General features: G+C 49.3%; 19 protein-coding genes. 4 read left to right on the forward strand and 15 right to left on the reverse strand.

Going from position 1 to position 20,579, the window contains the following annotated elements:
- Positions 1–106: 106 nt before the first annotated feature.
- A complete protein-coding gene (locus tag SHEW_RS06735) occupies positions 107–3,178 on the reverse strand; it encodes an efflux RND transporter permease subunit (protein ID WP_011865112.1) in 3,072 nt (1,023 codons plus the stop codon).
- A gap of 3 nt (positions 3,179–3,181) precedes the next feature.
- Positions 3,182–4,297, reverse strand: a complete 1,116-nt coding sequence (locus SHEW_RS06740; RefSeq protein ID WP_011865113.1) for an efflux RND transporter periplasmic adaptor subunit — start codon at positions 4,295–4,297, stop codon at positions 3,182–3,184.
- 142 nt (positions 4,298–4,439) lie between these two features.
- Here SHEW_RS06740 and SHEW_RS06745 point away from each other — a divergent pair, with 142 nt between their 5' ends.
- Positions 4,440–5,051: a TetR/AcrR family transcriptional regulator gene (locus tag SHEW_RS06745; RefSeq protein ID WP_011865114.1), complete on the forward strand. Its 612-nt coding sequence runs from the start codon at positions 4,440–4,442 to the stop codon at positions 5,049–5,051.
- 213 nt (positions 5,052–5,264) lie between these two features.
- On the forward strand, positions 5,265–6,179 hold the full coding sequence (locus tag SHEW_RS06750; RefSeq protein ID WP_011865115.1) for an outer membrane beta-barrel protein: 915 nt from the start codon (positions 5,265–5,267) through the stop codon (positions 6,177–6,179).
- Between the two features lie 139 nt (positions 6,180–6,318).
- Here SHEW_RS06750 and SHEW_RS06755 read toward each other — a convergent pair whose 3' ends face one another.
- The 3 genes from SHEW_RS06755 to SHEW_RS06765 all read right to left on the reverse strand — a co-directional run bounded on the left by SHEW_RS06755 (position 6,319) and on the right by SHEW_RS06765 (position 9,992).
- A complete protein-coding gene (locus tag SHEW_RS06755) occupies positions 6,319–6,891 on the reverse strand; it encodes a chalcone isomerase family protein (protein WP_011865116.1) in 573 nt (190 codons plus the stop codon).
- Positions 6,892–6,923: 32 nt separating this feature from the next.
- A complete protein-coding gene (locus SHEW_RS06760; RefSeq protein WP_011865117.1) occupies positions 6,924–7,403 on the reverse strand; it encodes a DUF2947 domain-containing protein in 480 nt (159 codons plus the stop codon).
- 108 nt (positions 7,404–7,511) lie between these two features.
- Positions 7,512–9,992, reverse strand: coding sequence for a motility associated factor glycosyltransferase family protein (locus tag SHEW_RS06765; RefSeq protein WP_011865118.1), 2,481 nt, complete (start codon positions 9,990–9,992; stop codon positions 7,512–7,514).
- Between the two features lie 431 nt (positions 9,993–10,423).
- On the opposite strand from SHEW_RS06765, the gene pseB reads away from it, so the two are divergent.
- A complete protein-coding gene (gene pseB / locus SHEW_RS06770; RefSeq protein WP_011865119.1) occupies positions 10,424–11,422 on the forward strand; it encodes a UDP-N-acetylglucosamine 4,6-dehydratase (inverting) in 999 nt (332 codons plus the stop codon).
- A complete protein-coding gene (pseC, locus tag SHEW_RS06775) occupies positions 11,422–12,588 on the forward strand; it encodes a UDP-4-amino-4,6-dideoxy-N-acetyl-beta-L-altrosamine transaminase (protein ID WP_011865120.1) in 1,167 nt (388 codons plus the stop codon). The genes pseB and pseC overlap by 1 nt, the downstream gene beginning before the upstream one ends.
- Here the strand turns inward: pseC and SHEW_RS06780 are convergent.
- From SHEW_RS06780 to pseI, 10 genes are all read right to left on the reverse strand, one after another.
- A complete protein-coding gene (locus tag SHEW_RS06780; protein WP_011865121.1) occupies positions 12,572–13,777 on the reverse strand; it encodes a class I SAM-dependent methyltransferase in 1,206 nt (401 codons plus the stop codon). The genes pseC and SHEW_RS06780 overlap by 17 nt on opposite strands.
- On the reverse strand, positions 13,778–14,968 hold the full coding sequence (locus SHEW_RS06785) for a class I SAM-dependent methyltransferase (protein ID WP_011865122.1): 1,191 nt from the start codon (positions 14,966–14,968) through the stop codon (positions 13,778–13,780). It lies immediately after the preceding gene.
- Positions 14,969–14,978: 10 nt separating this feature from the next.
- Positions 14,979–15,707 (reverse strand): SDR family NAD(P)-dependent oxidoreductase, encoded by a 729-nt coding sequence (locus SHEW_RS06790; protein ID WP_011865123.1) that lies wholly within the window; start codon positions 15,705–15,707, stop codon positions 14,979–14,981.
- The gene (locus SHEW_RS06795) at positions 15,707–16,849 is read right to left on the reverse strand and encodes an AMP-binding protein (RefSeq protein WP_011865124.1); all 1,143 of its coding nucleotides are present in this window, start codon (positions 16,847–16,849) and stop codon (positions 15,707–15,709) included. Before SHEW_RS06795 ends, SHEW_RS06790 begins: the two co-directional genes overlap by 1 nt.
- On the reverse strand, positions 16,849–17,094 hold the full coding sequence (locus SHEW_RS06800; RefSeq protein WP_011865125.1) for a hypothetical protein: 246 nt from the start codon (positions 17,092–17,094) through the stop codon (positions 16,849–16,851). The genes SHEW_RS06795 and SHEW_RS06800 overlap by 1 nt, the downstream gene beginning before the upstream one ends.
- Complete coding sequence (gene pseH, locus SHEW_RS06805; RefSeq protein ID WP_011865126.1) at positions 17,091–17,657, reverse strand: UDP-4-amino-4,6-dideoxy-N-acetyl-beta-L-altrosamine N-acetyltransferase; 567 nt, start codon at positions 17,655–17,657, stop codon at positions 17,091–17,093. The genes SHEW_RS06800 and pseH overlap by 4 nt, the downstream gene beginning before the upstream one ends.
- A gap of 9 nt (positions 17,658–17,666) precedes the next feature.
- On the reverse strand, positions 17,667–18,428 hold the full coding sequence (locus SHEW_RS06810; protein ID WP_011865127.1) for an SDR family NAD(P)-dependent oxidoreductase: 762 nt from the start codon (positions 18,426–18,428) through the stop codon (positions 17,667–17,669).
- A gap of 18 nt (positions 18,429–18,446) precedes the next feature.
- The gene (locus SHEW_RS06815) at positions 18,447–18,680 is read right to left on the reverse strand and encodes an acyl carrier protein (protein ID WP_011865128.1); all 234 of its coding nucleotides are present in this window, start codon (positions 18,678–18,680) and stop codon (positions 18,447–18,449) included.
- 84 nt (positions 18,681–18,764) lie between these two features.
- A complete protein-coding gene (locus SHEW_RS06820; RefSeq protein WP_011865129.1) occupies positions 18,765–19,502 on the reverse strand; it encodes a cytidylyltransferase domain-containing protein in 738 nt (245 codons plus the stop codon).
- A complete protein-coding gene (gene pseI / locus SHEW_RS06825; protein ID WP_011865130.1) occupies positions 19,503–20,579 on the reverse strand; it encodes a pseudaminic acid synthase in 1,077 nt (358 codons plus the stop codon).

Here is a 20,579-nt window from a genome sequence, read left to right on the forward strand (position 1 = left end):
TTGCCCCAAGCCTCGGCAATTAGTCTAAATATGCACTGGATCACCTTGGGCGGGCGAGCCAGTGCATCTTGTGATTAGCAAATTGATGAGACCGTTAGTTAAGCCGTTAGCTGGGCTGCAGTGCGGGCACGGGCGCCGCCTGGCGCTTGGTCATCAGCAGCTGGTACATGGTCGGCACCCAGACCAGTGACAACAGTGTGGTGAGCGCCGTACCGCCAGCGATGGCGATGGCAAACGGTGGCCAGAAGCCGCCACCTGCGATGATCAGCGGCAGGAAGCCGCCTATGGTGGTGATGGTGGTGGAGCCGATATGACGACCGCAGCTGCTGACCACTTGGACTATGGCATCGATACTCGCCTCTCGCCTGTCTGGCATATCCTCAAGCTCGGCAAGGATCACGATGGCGGCGTTGATCGCTAGACCCATCAGGCCCAGCAGGCCGATGATCACCGTAAAACCGAAGGGATAGTTAAACAGGTAGACGGCGAGTAGGCCAAGGCCTGCCGACTGAACCGCGCTCAGCAGTATGATGCCGGTCAGGCGGAAGGAGTTGAACGACAGCACCACGGTCGCCAGCAGCAAAGTGATCACCAAGACTATGTTGGACAGCAGGTTACCCACGGCCTCGTTACGCTTGGCGCTCTCGCCGCCCACCTCGATACGATAACCGGCGGGTAGGGTGAGGGCGTCGATGCGCGTCTTGGCTTGGTTGAGCACCTGCTGGGGCAGCACGTCGCTCTCCAGGTAGGCCTCTATGGTGTTGACTCGCTGGCCGTCACGTCTGGGGATGGCGCCCAGGCTGACATCGATACGGCTGCTGGCCAGCGCCGAGAGCGGGATGCCGACGCCGTTGCTTGACAGCAGGTTGATCTGAGACAGCTCGGTCTGCTGCTCGCGCATCAGATCTTGGGTGCGTACCCGGATCGGTAGCGACTCCGTCTGTTCCAGTATACTGCCGCCGTTGATGCCGGTAGTGGCCATCTGGATCTGGTTGGCAATATCCGTCAGGCTCAGGCCGCTCATCTTGCTGGCGTCTTCGTTTACCTGAAACCATACCTTAGGCGCGCCGGCGCTCAGGGTGGCGCGGGTGTGCAGCACGTGATCTGTGGTGATCAGAATACGCCGCACCTCATCGCCAATCTCCCTTAAAGTATCTAAGTTGTGGCCGTAGATGCGCAGCTCAACGGGGGCATTGAACGGCGGGCCCTGCTCTAGCTTACGCACCAGGATCTGCGCCTCGGGGAACTCGGCATCGAGCTGTGTCTGCAATCTTGGGATCAGCTGGTTGGCACGCTCGAAGTCGGCAACTTTGATCATCGCCTGGGCGTAGTTAGCCGCCCCCTGCTGACGCTGCAGCAAGTTGTAGTAGAAGGAGGGCGCATTGCCGCCAATCACCCAGTCGAGCCTCTGCATCTCGCCCGTGGCCCTGAGCTTGGCATCGATACGCTCCACCAAGGCGCGGGTGTTTTCTATGCTGGACTGGGGCGCCAGGTGCACCTCTATCTGGAACATGTCCCTGTCTGACGGCGGGAAGAATTGCTCCGTCATCTGCCCCGAGGCGATAAAGCCAGTTATGGGCAATATGCCTATCACCACGCCGGCCAGTAAGGGACGCTTGAGGGCGATATGCAGGGTTTTGCTAAAGGCGCGGGCGATGATGGGGAAGTTGACCCCACGCTGATACCAGTGAGTGGCGTCGCCCTCGGCGCCGAAGCGGCCCGCGAACCCGGCGATCAGCGTATGGGAGATGAGGTAGGAGCCCAGTAGGGCGAAGATCACCGAGATAGCGATACCGCCGACAAATTCTCCCGCGGCCCCCGGCATGAGGATGATGGGGGTGAAGGCCAGCATGGTGGTGATGGTGGAGCCTGCCAGTGGCAGCCAGAGATGTTTGAGGGTCTCGCCGACGGCGCTTAGGCGATCCAGCCCCTGACGGCGACGCTGGGCGATGGCATCGACGATGACGATGGCGTTATCCACCATGATCCCCAGCGCCACTACCAGGCCGGTCACCGACATCTGATGAATCGGCAGGCCGACATACTTCATGCAGGCTAGGGTGAAGAGGGCGGTTAGCGGCAGCGACAGTGAGACGATCACCGCGTTGCGCAGCCCTAGGGTCAACATCAGTACCACCAGAATGATGATGAAACCCAGCAGCAGGCTGGCGATCAGGTCACTCAGGCGGGTGGTGGTATAGCCTTCTTGATCGAACAACCACTGGATCTCCACGTTGGAGGAGAGATCCCCTTGCACCTTCTCGACCACGCGATGCACTTGCTGTAGCCAGAGGTCGACCCGGGTGTTGTTGAGCATGCGCGCCGACACCATGATCCCCTGGGCCTGCTCTATGAGGGCGATGCTGGCGGCCGGGGTCTTGGGCTGGCGCTGCACGCTGGCGACCTCGCCCAGGCGTATGATCTGACCGTTTTCATCTACCTTGAGTGGCACCTGTCTGATGCGGGTGACAGAATCCAGCTCGCCTGAGACCTCTACCAGGGCGCGAAAGGCGTCGTTGGTGATCTCGCCTGCCGAGACTTTTGTATCGGCGTTGGCCAGGATCTGGGCGATGGCGGCGGCGCTGAGGCCTATGCGGTTGACGTTCTGGGCGTCTATTTGCACCAAGATCTCTTCGGTGGGGGCGCCATAGAGTTTCACGAAGTCTGTGCCAGGGATCAGCCTGAGCTGGCTCTGTAGCTCCTTGGCGTAGCGGTTGAGGATATCTTGGCGTGGCTCGCCCGCGCCTTGCCAAACTAGGCCCAGAATGGCAGTGTTGGCATAGCCCAGCTGATCATCTAGCAGGGCATTTTGCGCCGCGGGGGGGAGCAGGTTCTTGGCATCGTTGACCAGATCCCTGGCCCTTGACCAGACAGGGTCAGTCTCTGTGATCCTGTCTTTCAGCTCGAGTTGGATGACTGAGATCCCCGGGCGTGAGGTGGACTGCACCAGTTTCAGCTCTTCCAGGCGTCTGAGCTGATTTTCCAGCACCTCGGTGACCAGGGCTTCGACCCGCTCGGCCGAGGCGCCCGGATAATGGGTCACCACAGAGGCGAAGCGGTTGGTGATGCTAGGATCTTCCATGCGGGGCAGGCTGGTGATGGCGCCAAGGCCGGCGACGATCAGCAGGGCGATCACCAGGCTGGCCAGACGACCATTTTCGACTAAGGCTTTTATCATGACTTACCTCGTCGCCACTTGGGTGTTGAGCATGACGCGCTCGCCCACCACCACCTTGTGCAGGCCCTGAGTGACGAAGCGTTCATCTTCGCTTATCGCCCCCTGGATGAAGGCCTGATCGCCACGGGTGTAGAGGATCTCTATGTCGCGCCGCTCGATAAGGTATTGATCCGGCTGTTGTTCGACCAGCACATACAGGTTCCACAGGCCGCGCAGGCCGTCGGTGAGCGAGGAGATGGGCACCCAGAAACCGGCGGTGTCGACTGTCTTGTTGTAATGCAGGTAGGCCAGCTCGCCGTTGATCACCTTGGCATCGGTAGGCAGGGTCAGGCGCACCGGCACGGTACGCGTCACAGGATTGACCTCGGCGCCAATGCCGGCCACGGTGGCTAGATAAGGGGTCTCTTTTACCGTCAGGGTCAGCTGCTGGCTGTCTTGCAAACTCTGCGCGAGTCCTACGGGCACGCCGACGGTGGCCTGGGGATTGTTGTGTTGGATCAGGGTAAATAGCGGTGCGCCCAGGGCGACCACTTCACCTAAGTTATTGTTACGTTTGGCGATAATACCATCAAATGGCGCGACTAGGGTGGACTTGGCGATCCGCAGCGCGTTGGCCTCAATCGCGGCGCGCAGACGTTGCTCGGCGGCTTGCAGGCTGCTGAGTTGTCCCTTGAGTTCGTCCAGTTGCTGGGCCGAGGCGTAGCCCTGTTGTTTCAGTGCCTGGCTGCGCTTGAGGGTGCTCTGGGCCAGCTCTCGGTCGGCGCGGTTTTGCGCAAGGCTTGCCTGCAGCTCGCGCTTCTCGGCTTCAAGCAAGGAGGTGTCCAGCTGGGCTAGTAGGTCACCCTGTTTGACATGATTACCACTGTCGACCGCCAGGTGTTTGATCTTACCCGCCAGCTCGAAGCCGATAGCCGTGGTATTGCCCGCGCGTATGCTACCGGTGAATACCTGCTCTGTGTCATAGTTGGTCGAGCGGATCAGACGCTGACTGGAGACCTTGGGGAAATGTTCGCTGTCGGGGGCGCTGGTGGACTCTTCCTGTTGGCAGCCGCTGGCCGCGAGGCTAAGGCTGCTCCATAACAACACCCTGGCGAGGGATTTGGCGGTAAAGATCGTCATACTGATACACTTCCGTGGTTAACAGTTGGTGAATAAATCGTTAAACTAGACTTGTTAGTCTAATTTGCAAAAACTGGACTGTCTAGTCTAGTTTGTGTATAAATATGTCGTGATGAAAATGAAGACCTTATAGGACGTTTCAATGGTACAAACACCCCTTAGCCGCAGTGAACAGAAGAAGGCGCAGATATTACACGCCGCGATTGAGCTCTTCTGTGGGCAAGGATTTCCCAATACCAGCATGGATGAGGTCGCGAAGTTGGCGGGCGTCTCTAAACAGACTGTCTATTCGCATTTTGGCAGCAAGGATGATCTGTTCGTTGCATCAATCGAATCTAAGTGTGTTGTGCATCAGGTGACGGCGGAGCTGTTTACCAGCCCCCAGGACCCTGAGCAGGCGCTGCTGCATTTCGGTAACTATTTTGGCGAGATGATAGTATCGCCCGAGGCGATAGAGGTGTTTAAGACCTGTGTGGCCCAGGCCGATACCCACCCGGAAATTTCGGCGCTGTTTTTTAATGCCGGTCCAGAGTTTCTGCTCAATCTGCTGGAGAACTATTTCGAGCAGGTGGAGAAACTCGGCGAGTATCATTTTGGCGATCTGCGCCATGCCTCGGTGCGTCTGTGTATGATGCTGTTTGGCGAGATGCGTCTCAAGCTAGAGCTAGGCTTACCGGTCGAGGATCTGATTGCTAAGCGCCCGGCCTACATCAAAGAAACGGTGAGCATGTTCCTGCGTGCCTATCGTGTTTAGACATAGGCTATTTTAGTAACAGCGCTAGCCGTTTTGAAGGGAAAGTGATCTTTTCGCCAATCTGGTCGTACTAAGCTTGAGTGTACTAATTTTAAGATTGGAATTTGGTCGGGTGCCTAACTTGGTCGGGTGCCTAATTTGGTCGAGTGCCTAAGTTGCAACCGGGCAGCCGGCCAAACATTAAGTCTAACTGAGTAGCCCCAGGGAGAGGGTATGAAGCCAAGCCTATTATCTCGCAATACGATCAACGCCCTGGTTTTAGGGTTAACCTGTCTGACGGCCGTTTCCGCCCAGGCGGCACAAGGGGGAGCGCGACAGGCGTCGCCCTTAACCCTGTCGGTATCGCGTATCGGCGTCGGTGAGGCCGATGTGGGTGACAGCGGCCTGGCACTGCAGCGCGACACCTGGCTGTTCGGCGCCAAGACCAGTTATGTCTTGAATCGTCAATGGTCGCTAAGTGCCAGCATCAGTTACGACAGGCTGGATTATGACTGGAGCGGCCGCGGCGCCTCACTGCTGGGTGGTAATCTGGCGCCCTGGTCCAATGTAGACAGGTATGGGGTTGGCCTGGGGGTCAGCTTTCGTCCCAACAATCGTTGGCTGTTCATGCTGGCGCCTAAGCTGCAGTACGCCTATAGCGAGGGCACCTCATCTTCCAATGCCCAAAGTTATGGGGTGGTCGCCTCAGGCATGTATCGCTTCAATGGCGGCAACATGCTGGGCCTAGGGGTCGCCTATCTTAATGACATCTCTGAGGTGAGAACCTTGCCTTATCTGGCAGTGAACTGGCAGATAACCGATAAGCTTAAGCTTGCCAATCCCTTTTCGGCGGGCTTTAGCGGCCCGGCGGGCCTGGAGCTGAGCTATCAGTGGTATGACTCGCTGGATGTGGGTGTCGGCAGTTCGAAGCGCACCCAGAGATTCTTGGTGAAAGATGAAGATGTGACCCTGGAGATAGACGAGTGGGTTGGCTTTGTCAGGGCGGGCTGGCAGGCGAGCGAGCCACTCAAATTTGATGCCTATCTGGGCTATTTCTTCAGTGGTGAGATAGAGCTCTCCTCGCCGAAAACCCAGGAGTCGCTAGAGAATCAGCTGGCACTGGCGTTTTCCGCCCAATATCGATTCTAGGGTGCCGCTTAAGAATCAGAAAATGCGATGAATAAGAGAATGTGATGAACACAAAAATGGCCTGAACATACCGTCAGGCCATTTTTTTATGATTTTTCATTTAGCTGTCATTTAGCTACCGGCTAGCTTCAACTCTTGTTTAATCACCTAGCATGGCTTTTTTGAGGCTCTTCTGCGCCGGCTTGTCGCCCAGCCAGATCTTCAGCAGCGCCTTGCGAAAGGTCTCACCCTCGACCGTGGCCTGCTTTTCGCCATTCTTATAGGCGGTGACGCCAAGTTCTTTTACTGCCTCCAAGGTAAATTGATCCCCCTCGGCAATCGGCGCCGAGAACAGGGCCATGAAGGCATCTATCTGGGGCTGAATCGCCTGAGGTTTGCCGTCTGTGGCATCGTCGAAGCCTTCGATGATCGCATCTTGCATCTTCTCTGAGGTGATCATGCCTGAGACGATATTCAAGCGAATCGCGACCCTAGGGGCGTTGAGTACGCTGTCGAGCGTTTGGCTCGGACTTGGGGTGTATAGGCTGCCCACATAGAGATCCATAAAGAACTTGCTGCGAATGCCAGCGCCGTTGAGCTGCAAGGCTTGTTCGCTTAGGATTATTTCATCGGCGAGGGACACATCTGCCAGTGTCTTGGCGGCCAGAGGGGCACTTAGCATGGCACTGGTCACGGCGCTGATAAGGAGCAGTTGGCGTAGGAGGGACTTCATATAACCTCTTATAAATATTGTGATAGTGGCGGTTAGCCGCGTTTACCCAGCTGATATTGACCGCTTTGATGGAAGAAGGCTGCCTGTTTCTTCTTGGGGGCGATCAGCAGTGGGCCGTCATCGAAGAAGAGAAAACATTTCCAGTTGCGCACGAAGACGTCCCAGCGGGTCTCGATGATCTGATACTTGTCGTAGCAGAAGTAGACCTGCGTCTCGTCTTGCCAATCGAAGTGGTTCTGAAACAGCTCGGGCAGGGCGGGTGAGTCGCTATCCCAGGCGCTTTGCCAGTGATCGGTTTCCTGCCAGGCATCGCCTTTCGCGGCCCAGTCGCCCTTGGCAAACTGCTCGCTGCGGCTGCTCTTGTTACTCACCCACTGGTTCCACACCGTCATGGATGATTTCTGATCCAGCGGCTTGATGCAGGCCTTGTCTTCATCTGTGACGGGGAGATCTTTATGGTTAAAGATCCATTTACGTTTGTATTGTTCGAGTGGGATATAGGTATGAGCCACAGGGCCTCGCTATTGGCTGTAAGTTATTAACGCCAGACATTATACGGCTTGCCACAGGACAAGGGAAACGGCGCCGCGGGATAATTTAGCCCCCGGCGCCGAAAAAACTTAGGGCCTGAGCTGCCCCAGGTAGTTGAGCGCCGCCTGATTATCTTCATCCAGCATGAGGACGTTTTCGAAACAGGAGATGGCGCCGTCAATCTGACCCGCTTGGGCCAGAAAGATCCCCAATTTTAGCATCACAGGAATGTCCTGAGGATATTTATCCAAGTAATCGAGGTAGACACCCAGGGCGGCCTGCGGATCGCCACTCAAGTTCAGCGCATGGGCATACTGAGGCAGATACTCGTCGCTGTACTCAATTATCTTGGCGTAATGCTCTAGGGCCAGCGGGAGGTTATTGAGATTCAGAGTCAGCTGGATGGCGAGTTTACGCTCGGCCTCTTGAAAATCATTCTCAGGGATCTTCTGTAGCGTTTCTAGTGCCAACTCGGGTTGGTTTTCCAGCATGTATTGATAGCTTAAAGCGAGAAAATGCAGGCGATTAACCTCGGGATCAGTTTGAATAAAAGGCGCCGTGTATTGTGCAATTTTGGAGATACCCAGCAGATGCTTGTTGTGCAGTAATATCTGTAATTTCTTAAAGGCGTTTTCGATAAAGGGGACGGGGGCGTCATCTGTATCATCGATAAACTCTTTAACGACAAACTGTTCAAGATAGATCTCTTCACTCTTCTTAAGAAGCGATTTTTGCTCAGCCGACAAGGCCTCATAAGCTTGGGGGTGTTGCTGTTGCCAGATAATAGCTCGTCCCCACTGCATATCATTGTGCCATTGCTGACATAAGGCACTTATGTCGCAGTCTGGTTTTTCCTCTTCGAGTCTTGAGTGGAGGCGTATGATGGCATCATCAATTAGCCGCGCTATCTCTTGGGCAATGCTCTCAAATGCCGAGTAGTAGATTCGGGTATGTTTGTTGACATCTTCCTGGGACCAGTCCTGCTCTTTTTTGGTAGAGAAGAAATGTGAAAATTCATAGTAGCCATAGAATTTGATGAGGTTGGCTAGATCTGGGTATTTTTCATTGATTCTCTGTTCGAGTTTTTCGAGCTTCTCCGCTTGAATCGCTATACGCTCAGGCGACTTGGCAATCTCCAGTTTGTCTATGATGCTATGAGCCTGTTTTAATTCAGCATTAAGCAAGGTGAGTTTCTCTAGGTGAGATTCAGTTTCCGTTAAGGTGTCTTCTAGATAGCGCTGCTTTTCGCTTGTTGTAGTGCAGTGCTTTTGCGGTAAAAGTAGAGCGCGTTGGCTTGTGGTTAGTGGCTGGATCTCGATTTGGTCGGTAGCGAGATAGTTGACCCCTTTAACTTTCGCCGCATCAAGAGATAAGTTGATGTATTGGGTATCTGGGGTATTGCTAATTGCCTCTTCAAGGGAGGTAATGGCGTGTAGCAATTGAATTGGTGTTTCAGCCATGTCGCCGGCATTTGTTTCAACCCATTCGAACATGACTCCTATGTTAGGCCCCAGACTGGCGCCATATGTCCCTTGAGCATGGGTGACACCTGTCTGGGAATGACAGAAATCTACACCGCAAAGCAGTACCTGGCTAAAGCCCATTTCCGTGGCGATCTCTATGGCGCTGTTGGTAACTGTTGGCCCAATGGATCTTATGTTGTGGTTATCTCTCTCGTGCAGCCATGGAAGGTGATTGCCCGTATATAGAGAGCTACCTTGCCATTGACCTAAAATTTGTGGCACCACATGGTAAGAGTTGATCAATAAACTCTTATGCTCCAACTGCATAAACTCTTTATTGACATCAAAGCTGTGGGTTTGCGGATCGACGGAGACAACTATGTCGACAGAGATCTCTTGTTTGACCAGTTTGCCTACGACTCGCGATGCGGCGATGATGACTAGGTCGTCGTTGTTTTGCTTAATCCATTCTAAATGTTCGTCTAGGGATGGACCTCCCCCTAACACTATACAGGTTTTATCGCGAAAGGCTTGTTTGAGTATTGATACAGGCTTTTGATTTTCAGCGAGGTTTTTAAATTGTGCCTTGATGAATATTTTTTGTGTGAAACCAATGCTTTGCTCAAAATACTCGTGATCGACACTCGTTTCTACTAGTTCATTCAATGCGCAATATGCATCGAGATAGTTGCCTTCTACGGCAATGGAACGGTGAATTTTGAATTGTTTCTTAACTATGTAGAGATTGTTGTCATGGGCCGTTATTGCCTCTTGAAAATCATTCGCTGAAACGATTTGCATGTCATCTTTGAGGTGTTCAGGAATCTCTATGGTTAGCAGAGAAAGTACGTCAGCCAGCTCGACGAACAGATATTTGCTGCCTTTTGCCTGTGGTTGCGACATGAGATAGTTTGCCAGTAGGCCAGAATCCATGCCTATGATGATGTGCAGTGTATCTTCTTGCTTAAAAGCGTCCTGATATTTCTTGTTGTAAAGAGAAGCGGAGTCCAGCTTTTCAAAGGTATGTCTATTTACACTGGGTAAGTAGTACTCATTGAACTGACTGATTGCAAACGTTTTGGATATTTCTGATTGGGTGTTCTGCATTCTGGCCTCTTTGCCTTCAAAGCAAGGTGTTCGTCAAATTATTGTCAGCTAAAGTCGATGTTTTCACCAAATTTAGTCGCAAATTCTGCTTATTCGATAAAATGCGATAATTGTGCCATTAGGTTTACAAATTAGATCCTTAGGACAATTTTGTGAAAATTTGTTCAAATAGCAGACTTAGATGGCAAACAAATGAAATAAGGTTAGACAATTGACATGAAGTTACTAAGATTACAAAAGGTTAGATGAAATGTTGCAAGCGAAAAACTGCACATTTGTGAGCCTCTTGGTGATTATTCAGTCCGCATCTTAATAAGTGGTGTAATAATTGCTGTATAGCTTGCTAAGAATAAGATGACTTGGCCTCTTGGCTGTGCGAAGTTTAATACGGCGTATGATGTAAGCCGAAAAGAGGCAACTTTGGAGAGTACATGTTTAACAATAAATCGATCCTGATAACTGGCGGTACGGGCTCCTTTGGCCAGAAATATACTAAGACGATTTTAGAGAGATACAGTCCAAAGCGATTGATCATCTTATCGCGAGATGAACTCAAGCAGTATGAGATGCAGCAAATTTATAATGCGCCTTGTATGCGATATTTTTTGGGGGATGTCCGTGATGGTGACCGTATGATGCAAGCCTTTAAGGATGTGGATTACGTGATTCATGCCGCGGCCATCAAGCAAGTGCCTGCCGCAGAATATAACCCCATGGAGTGTATCAAAACCAACATTCATGGTGCTGAAAATGTGATTAAGGCTGCAATCGCTAACAAGGTAAAGAAAGTGATCGCCTTATCGACCGATAAGGCAGCAAATCCCATTAACCTCTATGGTGCAACCAAATTAGCGTCAGACAAACTGTTTGTGGCCGGGAACAACATTGTTGGCGATGGCGAGACACGCTTTTCTGCGGTGAGATATGGCAATGTAGTCGGCTCGCGGGGATCTGTGGTTCCTTTTTTTCAGAAGTTAATTAAGGAAGGGGCTCAGTCTTTACCCATTACTCACCCTGACATGACACGTTTCTGGATCACCTTACAAGATGGTGTAGATTTTGTTCTGAAGAACTTTTCACGTATGCAGGGGGGGGAGATATTTGTCCCCAAAATTCCATCGGTTCGAATAACGGATCTCGCTCAGGCATATGGCCCAGGGTTGAGCCACGATATTGTTGGCATCAGGCCCGGCGAAAAAATGCATGAAATCATGTGCCCTGCAGATGATTCCCACCACACCATTGAGTTTGACGATCATTTTGTGATCACGCCGAGTATCTCCTTTTTCGGTCGGGAGCATGATTATTCGTTAAACCAATTGGGTGAGAAAGGGAGTTTGGTTGAGCAAGGTTTTGAATATCATTCGGGTAATAATCCACATTTTCTTACCGTAGATGAGATTAAGCTATTAGACGGAGATAAGGCCTAATGATTCCTTATGGTCGCCAAGATATTTCGTCATCGGATCTCGAAACCTTGAAGCAGGTGCTGCTCAGCGACTTTTTAACTCAGGGTCCCCAGGTTCCATTATTTGAAAGTAATATCTGTAAGGCGACTGATGCGTCCTTTGCGGTAGCAGGAAACAGCGCAACCTCTATGTTGCATCTTGCATGTTTGGCTTTAGGCGTCAAAGAGGGAGATCTTGTCTGGACAAGCCCCATTACCTTCGTCGCTTCGGCAAACTGTGCTCGTTACTGCGGAGCAGATGTTGACTTTATTGATGTGGATGCCCATACCGCCAATTTGAGTATTGATGCATTAGCGATGAAGTTGGTTGCTGCAGAAAAGGCTGGTCGATTGCCTAAGGTGATAATCCCCGTACATATGGCTGGCCATAGCTGCGATATGCAGGCCCTATCTGAGCTGGTAAGGCCATATGGCATTAAGATCATAGAAGATGCAGCTCACGCTATTGGAGGTCGTTACCAAGGACGTCCTATAGGTTGCTGTGAATATAGTGATATATGTGTTTTCAGTTTTCATCCTGTGAAAATTATCACTACTGGCGAAGGCGGAGTGGCGACTACAAATGACCCTGCATTGGCAAAAACTATTGCTAGTCTTCGCAGTCATGGAATCTCTAAATTACCTCAAGAGTTGACTAGGCCTGAAGAGGGAGACTGGTACTATGAACAGGATACACTGGGTTTTAATTATCGTATGACAGATTTACAAGCAGGATTAGGCAATAGCCAGATCCAGCGATTGCAGGAATTTGTCAAACGACGTAATGAGCTAGTGCAGCGATATCATCTCTTCCTGTCTGCATTAGATATTGAGTTTATTCGGCCGAGTGAGCAGTGTTTGAGTGCTTATCATCTCTTCATCATTCGCTTGCCAAAAGAGCTTGATCGAAAGTTAGTATTTAATGCCATGAGAGCCGCCGGGATTGGCGTGCATGTGCATTATATCCCTGTATATCTACAGCCTTATTATACGGGCTTAGGTTTCAACCAAGGCCACTGTCCCGAGGCCGAATCTTATTATGCTAGCTGTTTAACTTTACCTTTGTATCCGACATTAACCGACTCAGAGCAGGACTATGTTATTGAAACTTTGGCCGCTGTGCTCGATAAGGTTAAAAGGGATCGATAACTTGTGCCGACCAACTTTGAGAAACCTGATGCATTTTTTCTCTGGTTGGTGCATATAAAGGCAACATGAAAACCGGATACCTTGTTGAGGCGATTGCCGAACTGCATCGAATAGATGAACCAACATAGGTATGTCCAGCCAGCTCATAGTCATAAAGAATGATGCTATTAGCTTGTATCAAGTCGATAAGCTCGGGATAGCTCTGGGTTAATTGGTAAAAATCACCTCCTATGCCCCATATGCCAATAGTGTCATTTAACATCAATGCTTGCTGTATCTGCTTAAACAACGAATCCTGAAAGGCATGATAATCGTTAAAACGCTTGACCACAGCGACATCGGCCCCCGAGGTCACGGGAAGGACTGTGGTAGAACTTTCTTGCGTCGTCTTACTCAGCAGTATTAATAGCCGTGGAATATCACCAGTTGTCAGTTGCTGTAAAGCGTCAATCTTTAGGCCTGCCAAGCGGGCTATTTGGGCTAATGAGTCTTTGCTGTAATAGTGAATATGTTGCCCATGAACTAGATTGGTAAAGGCCAGATGTTCAATGAAGGCATCTGGGCTGCAATCAGGCACTTCGATAAAAATATGCCCGTCATCGCTTAACATTGATCTTATCTGCGTCAGAAAGTGAATGGGATCAATTAGGTGTTCCAACACATGAGTGCTAATCGCCAAAGAGATTGGCTGGGTGACAAATTCAGCTTGCAGTGCCTCAAGTTTATTAAGATCTGCACTCAGGTATTCGATGGTTTCTGATTGAATATGATTGTGAAAATCTACACTGGCTAGGGTGAGTTGCCTTTCTTTATGGGTATTTTCAATATGCTTTAATGTGGTTCCTGCACCCGCACCAAAATCTACGATATGCGCGCCATCTTGAATATAAGGAGCAATAAATTCGAGCATCTCTTCATAGGGAGATTTTTGACCATTTGGCGTTTCGCACCACATGTCGGGTTCGGCTTGGTTAGAAAAATAGAGGGAATCGAAGATACTCTGAGTGTAGGGGATTGCAACCTGAACATGATGGCACTTGGTACATTGGCCAATAGGGAAACGTAACTCTTCCCTGTTTAGCTCATCATGGCGTTTATCCCAAATGCCGGAAATTAAGGTCGCTACTAGCTCCCACGAATGCGCTTTGCACAGTTTACAGTCAGTCAGGTGTTCTTGATTGATTGTCATCTAGGCATTCCCGTCGATAAAAGGGTCAATTACATTAGGCCAGTCTCGGCTGATGACGTGCATTTTTACTCTAGTTTCAGCGAGTTGAGGCGTCATAAATACAGGATGGTTAAATTGGGGAATTTCGTCGCTGCCTAGAATGTGCTGGCGTTGTAATGCTTTACCTTTGAGAGAGTAATCAAATAATACAACCTCTCCTTTCGCTATGAGTTCGGTAAGCTCTGGGTGTTCGTTTAGCATATTATAAAAGTCAGCTCCAATCCCCCAGAGACCTACCTTACTTTGTTCATTGAGCGCTGCGTTAACCTTTCCTACCAATCGATTTCTGAGATCACGGCAGCATGATTGATAGTGAAGGATGACATCGGCGGCATTAAATAAAGAAGGAACCTGTTCCTCCAATGACGCGTTATGAGGTTCAAGTAGCATTTGTAACCTGGGGATATAGCCAGTCGTAATTTGAGCTTGCTTTACAATGGTCAATCCAGCCTGCTTAGCGGCAAAAGCCAGAGAATCTTGCGTGTAGTAATGAATGTGTTGAAGATTAACTAAATTACTCATGCCAATAGACTTTTCATCGTGACGAAGGGTGAAGTCTGGCACTTCTATGAAAATCTTTCCGTGAGGACTGAGCCTGGCTTTCAGTTCTGCTAAAAAGCTGACAGGGTCAATAACATGTTCGAGTACATGTGATGCCATGGCAAGATCAATGCCGTCAGGCCAAAGGTGATTGGATAGCTGACTAAGATCATTGAGATCGAAAGCCATATAGGTAATATCTTGCTGAGAGAATCTGTCGTTAAAATCGATACCGATTAGTTTGCTCTGCTTAGCTATATCTTTTGCTGCTGCTAACAGTTTTCCCTCACCACATCCAAAGTCCACTATGCTCGTTGGGTATTTGCCATTGAAGGCAAAGTCAATCATCTCCTCGTAGGGACGTTCACTGCCTACCAATGATTCGTGCCACATTACGGCTTCTTGGGATGAATGAAAGTAGAGTTTCTCAAATAATTCCTTGGTGTAAATCAGGCTCACTTGCACGTGTCCACAGGATTGGCATTTCCCCAAGGGATAATTGGAGTTTTGCCGTGAAAGCTGTTTGCTGTCCTTATCCCATATGCCAAAGGAGATCGCAGAAAATATCAGCCAATTCTGTTGTTTACAAAGTTGGCAATGCGCCTGTTTCATAACCCAGTTCCTAGTTAGTGATTCCGCCATCAATGGTGAGTGTTTGCCCGGTAATAAAGGCGGCCCCATCGGATAACAAAAAGCTGATCGCTGGAGTGATATCGTCGACCTTACCTAACCTATGCATTGGAGTGCGGCGTATAATCTGGTCTCGTTTCTTATCTGAGAGCGTTGATGACATCTCAGTATCCAGGTAGCCAGGTGCTATGGAGTTGACAGTAATGTTTCGACGTCCGTTCTCTCTTGCCAGTGCTCTAGTTAGGCCGTCTAAACCTGCCTTTGAGGCAGAGTAGGCGGCGAGCCCCGTGTAGCCTCGACTGCCAATTATCGAGCTAATATTGATGATTCTACCGGCACTATTCTGGCGTAAGAATACACGTAGCACTTCCCGGGCTGTATAGAGCGCCCCGTTTAGGTTTACTTGTATCAGTGCGTCAGACTCAATGTTGGGAAACGTCGCTAGTACACCTTCTTTGGCGATCCCCGCATTGTTGATCAGCCCCCAAAGAGGCGATTCATTAGCCCAGATGCAGGCCTCTTTAACAAATTGCGATGTTTGCTCTGCGTTTCCAATTTCACAGGGAAACCATTTAAAGTTTGGATTACTCTGTTCCAGTGCCTCTATGGTTGACGTTGTTGCTCGGCTACAGGTTGAGACTTTATAGCCTTGCGCTAAAAGGTGAGTCACTATGGCCAAACCTAGGCCTCTGCTGCCACCCGTCACAATGATATGTTTCATTAATTTGTTCTCACTTTTTTACCACTGGTTGACAGAGTGATCTGCTCGCTAAAGCGAATGATGCGTGGCGTTGCAGCAGGATCGCGTCCAAGTGACCAGGTTTTAAGTGCTTCTCTGGCCTTGGTTTCATCTGTTGCACAACATTCCAGGCAGATTAGTGCCCCCGTGATTGGGTTTGACTTAGCAAATACTCGGGCATCGAAAATTTCCTCAATAGCAAGGATCTCTTGCTCGAGTGTTTCAAGGTTAACTTTAACACCGCCGACATTGACTAGATTGTCTTCTCTACCGACAAATATCACTCTGTCTTGGGTTAATCTAATGCAATCGCCGGTATCTATTTCGACTAAGCCATTGTCGAGGTGCAGTGTGTTGTTAGCCGAAATTTGCCAGCCATTAAATGTTTGCTGTAACCAGCTAAGTGGGAATCCTTCTATGCCGTCTTTTATTGAAAAGATCACGCCAGCCTCTGTCGTAGCATAGATATGCCTTAGCTGGGCCTCAGGGAAACTTTGTCTAATGCTATCTAAAGTAAGCTGATCGGCAATTTCTCCCCCAAGACTGATGATGGTTAGTGGCGGCCTTGTTAGATGCCAACAAAGCAACATGGCCCGCATCATGGAGGGGGTCGCACTTATTGCATTAATATCCTGACTAATCGCCAGTTGAGCCTTGGCTTGTAGATTGGTATCAACTGATGCGACTAAAAGATCTTGGCTTACAATTGCTTGTAAGATGACCTGAAGTCCGGCAAAGCTCATTGGATGATAACAAAGTAGCCAGCGAGTGTTCTCTCTTGTTTGGCTTTTTAGATTCTTGGGTAGAAGCTTTTCGAGTCGATGAAAAACTAATTTGGGCTTTCCCGTTGTCCCAGAGGTTAGTAAGCCAACGGCAAAATGTTCTGGCAGTTCATCGAGATTGATCTCCTGTTGAGTGCGATTAAAGATGACAGGAATGTTAGCGGTCTGGCCGTCGATGATAGCTTGTATCATCTCTTTGACTAACGGCTTACCGTTAGTCGTCGAACCGGCCGTAATTTCGATGAATTTTCGTCCTTGTAGGTAGTGCTGAGGCTGAAATGAGTCGCTACCGAATTGACTTCCTTGCTCAACTAGAGTGAAACCTCGGGGGATTGTGAACATTAAGCGGCCGTATTTTCGTATAGAGTGATCAGTTCGGCGATGCTATGGAACTGCTTGAAACCGTCCCTAAATGGATCGAGCCCAGTGTTAAGCTCCAGGCTGACAATTAGGGTCGCCAGATCCAATGAGTCCATAGGAAGGTCGGACAGAAATTCAGCTTGTTGATCGAAGTCAGGACAGATTTCTCCCTTATTCTCAATGATCAGTCTGGTTTCTTTCATTATGATATCTGCAATTTTACTCATGCATTATTCCAATCGTTAAAGGCTGCTGAAATTTTTTCCAAGCTAAAATGTTGTTTCTGACTGAGCCAATCTTGCCTCAATTGTTCAAAGATATGGACGTCTAAAAACTCACCATTTTTGTAGATATGTTGTTTAAGGTGACCGACAAGCCTGGTCTTGTGTAACGTTTGTAGCTTGACCACTTTTTCATTGGCGTCGAGTACATAGTTAACTATTTTGTTTAGCTTAAGTTGGTGAAACACGTAGTTGCAGATATAAGTGTGCATGGTGACGCCATATTTAAGTCGAGCCTGACGCTCATAAATATAGGAACCTGTGCTGCAACGTTGGTGAAATCTGTCTATATCTGAGAAACATAAGAAGCCAATAGAGACACCATCATCTTGTATCATGTAGGCTCGGTAATCATCTCGCTTCGCTAAAGATTCTATCCAAGCCCGCTGCTTGTCTACCGACGGATTTTCGAGATCGGTAAACATGTGTTTAGTGATTTCCGGAGTCGTACGCCACTTAAGCAACAGCTCGGCATCGTTTACATCTACACGCTTAAAGTTTAATGCCATATCTTCTTCTTAATTTGCTAAATATCCACCTTCAACGGGCAAGGTCACTGCATTGATCCATTTAGCGGCGTCACTCAGGAGAAAGGCAACCGCATTAGCGACATCTTCGGGTTGCCCTAAGCCCATTGGATGCTGATCTAACATATGTTGAAACTGTGCTTCTGTCATACTCTCTTGTGTACGAGTCGCCATTTCTGTTGCGACCAATGCTGGTGCGACACAGTTTACCCTGATGTTATCCCTAAGCAATTCCATGGCGAGACCTCTGGTTAGAGACATCAGGCCTGCCTTGCTTGCACCGTAAAGCGTGTTTCCTGTTTGGCCTATTAATCCGGCGATGGAGGAGACAAATACTATCGCACCTTGTTTTGAACGATCACGTTTTAGTCTGAAGCCTTTGCTAATAGCCATGGCGCTAGCCAGGTTGACATGCATGGTTTCGTCAAAGAAGGCTTGGTCGAAAAGTCGGATCGGTTTGGTGATTTGTATACCTGCACAGTGTACAAAACCGTCTAAATAACCATGTTCTTTCACCAGCATTTTCACCCAGTCGGTAAGCTTATCTGTGTCGGCCATGTCGAAAGGTGCACAAACGTGGCCATTACCGCTTAATTCGGTGAGCGTTTGTTCGAGCGCTTTTGAGTTACGGCCATTGAGAATAACCTGAGCACCGAGTTGGGAAAACAATATGGCACAAGCCTTTCCGATGCCTGCGGAGGCGCCAGTGACAAGCACTCGCTTGCCACTGAAATCCATTGGATTGACATTCATCACGGTAGTGTAATCGCCTTAGGCGGCTAGATGTTCTTCTACTAAACCGACAAGATCGCCCACTGTGTTGATCTCTTCTAACTTGTCACCTTGAATCACTATATCGAAGTGCTCATCGGCCATGGCGATGATGCTTAGAAATGCCAAAGAGTCCCATTGCTCAATGTCCATCAAGACCTCGTCCCCCTTAAGCGTATTCTCGTCCAGTTCAAGGATCTCTTCTAGGGCATTTAAAAATTCTTGTTTGTTCATAATATGTTACCTCGAGTTATTTATGTTCTTTATATTAAAACTATTGTTATTTACTTTATCGGCAGCGCACAGGAATGATTTATCTTAATGTGCAATGCGCTGCGCGACATGTTTGTTGATTTGGGCGAGCTCCGGATTGTCTGTCAGCAGTTTGCAAATTGTTTTATGATCTGCTGTGAGCCAATTTTCGCCTAATAATTGGATAATTTGTTCGACCAGACGTAGGTCGTCTATTTCGTCTACGCAAAGCCTAAACTCACCCCAAGAGGCCTTTCCTGTTTCAATTGGTACTATTTTGGCGTCTGGTTGGGTATAGAGAAATAGTGTTACATGTTCTCGTTGTGCCTGAGTGTGAGCATGTTGAAATGCCAGAGTAAGGCTATGCATACTAAATACTTCTACATCAAATCCCCTAGGAAAAAAGGCCAGGCTAATGTGCGTATATTGGGCGGGATCCCCCGTTTGATGCTTACGAATGGCTTGATCGATTAATTCTGGGCAGATCAACGGACAATCACCTGTAAGGCGTATGATAATGTCTTCTTGCTCTGCACCCACTGAAAGTGCCGCCTCGTAGAACCTTTGTAAAACGTCCTGCTCATCTCCTCTAAAACACTGCAGTTGCTTGGTATGGCAATAATCGGCGATAGCCTGGTCATTATCTTCGATTGTAGTCGCGATAATATGGGTATCAATGAGATGTGATTGAGCAACTCTCTCGATGTGATATTCGAGCATAGGCTTATTGGCAATGGGAGTCAGTACTTTACCTGGTAACCGACTTGATCCCATTCGCGCTTGTGTGATGCAGATTACGCGCATTTAATCCTCTCGTTTAACCAAGGGCTTGGAGAGATAGCTCTCTCTCATTGGTTCACCAAAGGCAATATCTTGGGATGCCTTTTGTCCCAGTATTTGAGGCAGATAGCGAGTGTGCAATCCATGTGCAGGTCTTACCGAACGTACATTGTCGCGAGTGAAAGACTCTCCCTTCTTGATAGCTTGGCTAACGTATAGTGAACGACGAAAATCGCGACCACCCGCCTCACTCGGTTTAATCTCATAACCGGCATGGCCTAGGGCGAGATGGGCTTTGTCCACCTCTTGTTTCAATGTCGCAAATGCATCGGGTTCCAGAGAAAAGGCGGCATCAACAGAGCCATCGTTTCTATCGAGAGTGAAGTGTTTTTCAATAATACTAGCCCCTAGCGCAATCGCCGTTATGGCTGCCGTGGTTTCTAAGGTGTGATCGCTTAGACCGATAGGAAAATCGAAACGTTGACATAGGTCGGTGAGCGTGCGCAGATTGCAATCTTCAATAGGCGTTGGATAACCACTAATACAATGCAGCAGGGCCAGTTGGTTACCGCCCGCATCGGCAACTGCCTCAACGGCTTCTTCAATTTCGGCGAGTGTCGCCAAACCTGTCGAGATGATGAGTGGCTTACCGGTTTTCGCAGCGGCTGTGATGAGGCCGATATCATTGATCTCAAACGAAGCAATTTTATAGGCCGGGCAGTTTAGAGACTCAAGCAGTTCAATTGCCGATAGATCGAACGGAGATGAAAACAGCGCTATGTTATTTTGTTTTGCTCGTTCAAATAGTGCCTCATGCCATTCCCATGGCGTATGTGCTTCTTGATAAAGGTCATATAAGGTTCTGCCCGCCCATAAGCCTCCCTGTAGCAGGAATTCTGGGCTATCGTGATCAAGTGTAATGGTATCTGCGCTATAGGTCTGTATCTTGATGGCATCAACCCCTGTGGCTGCTGCAGCATCTATCATGCTAAGCGCTTTAGACAGACTACCTTTGTGATTCCCCGACAGTTCGGCTATCACATAAGGTTTATGTTGTGGACCTATCTGCCGGCCATTTATAGAAATGTTAGGCGTAAACAT

It is taken from the genome of Shewanella loihica PV-4, from assembly GCF_000016065.1.
Lineage (GTDB): Bacteria > Pseudomonadota > Gammaproteobacteria > Enterobacterales > Shewanellaceae > Shewanella > Shewanella loihica.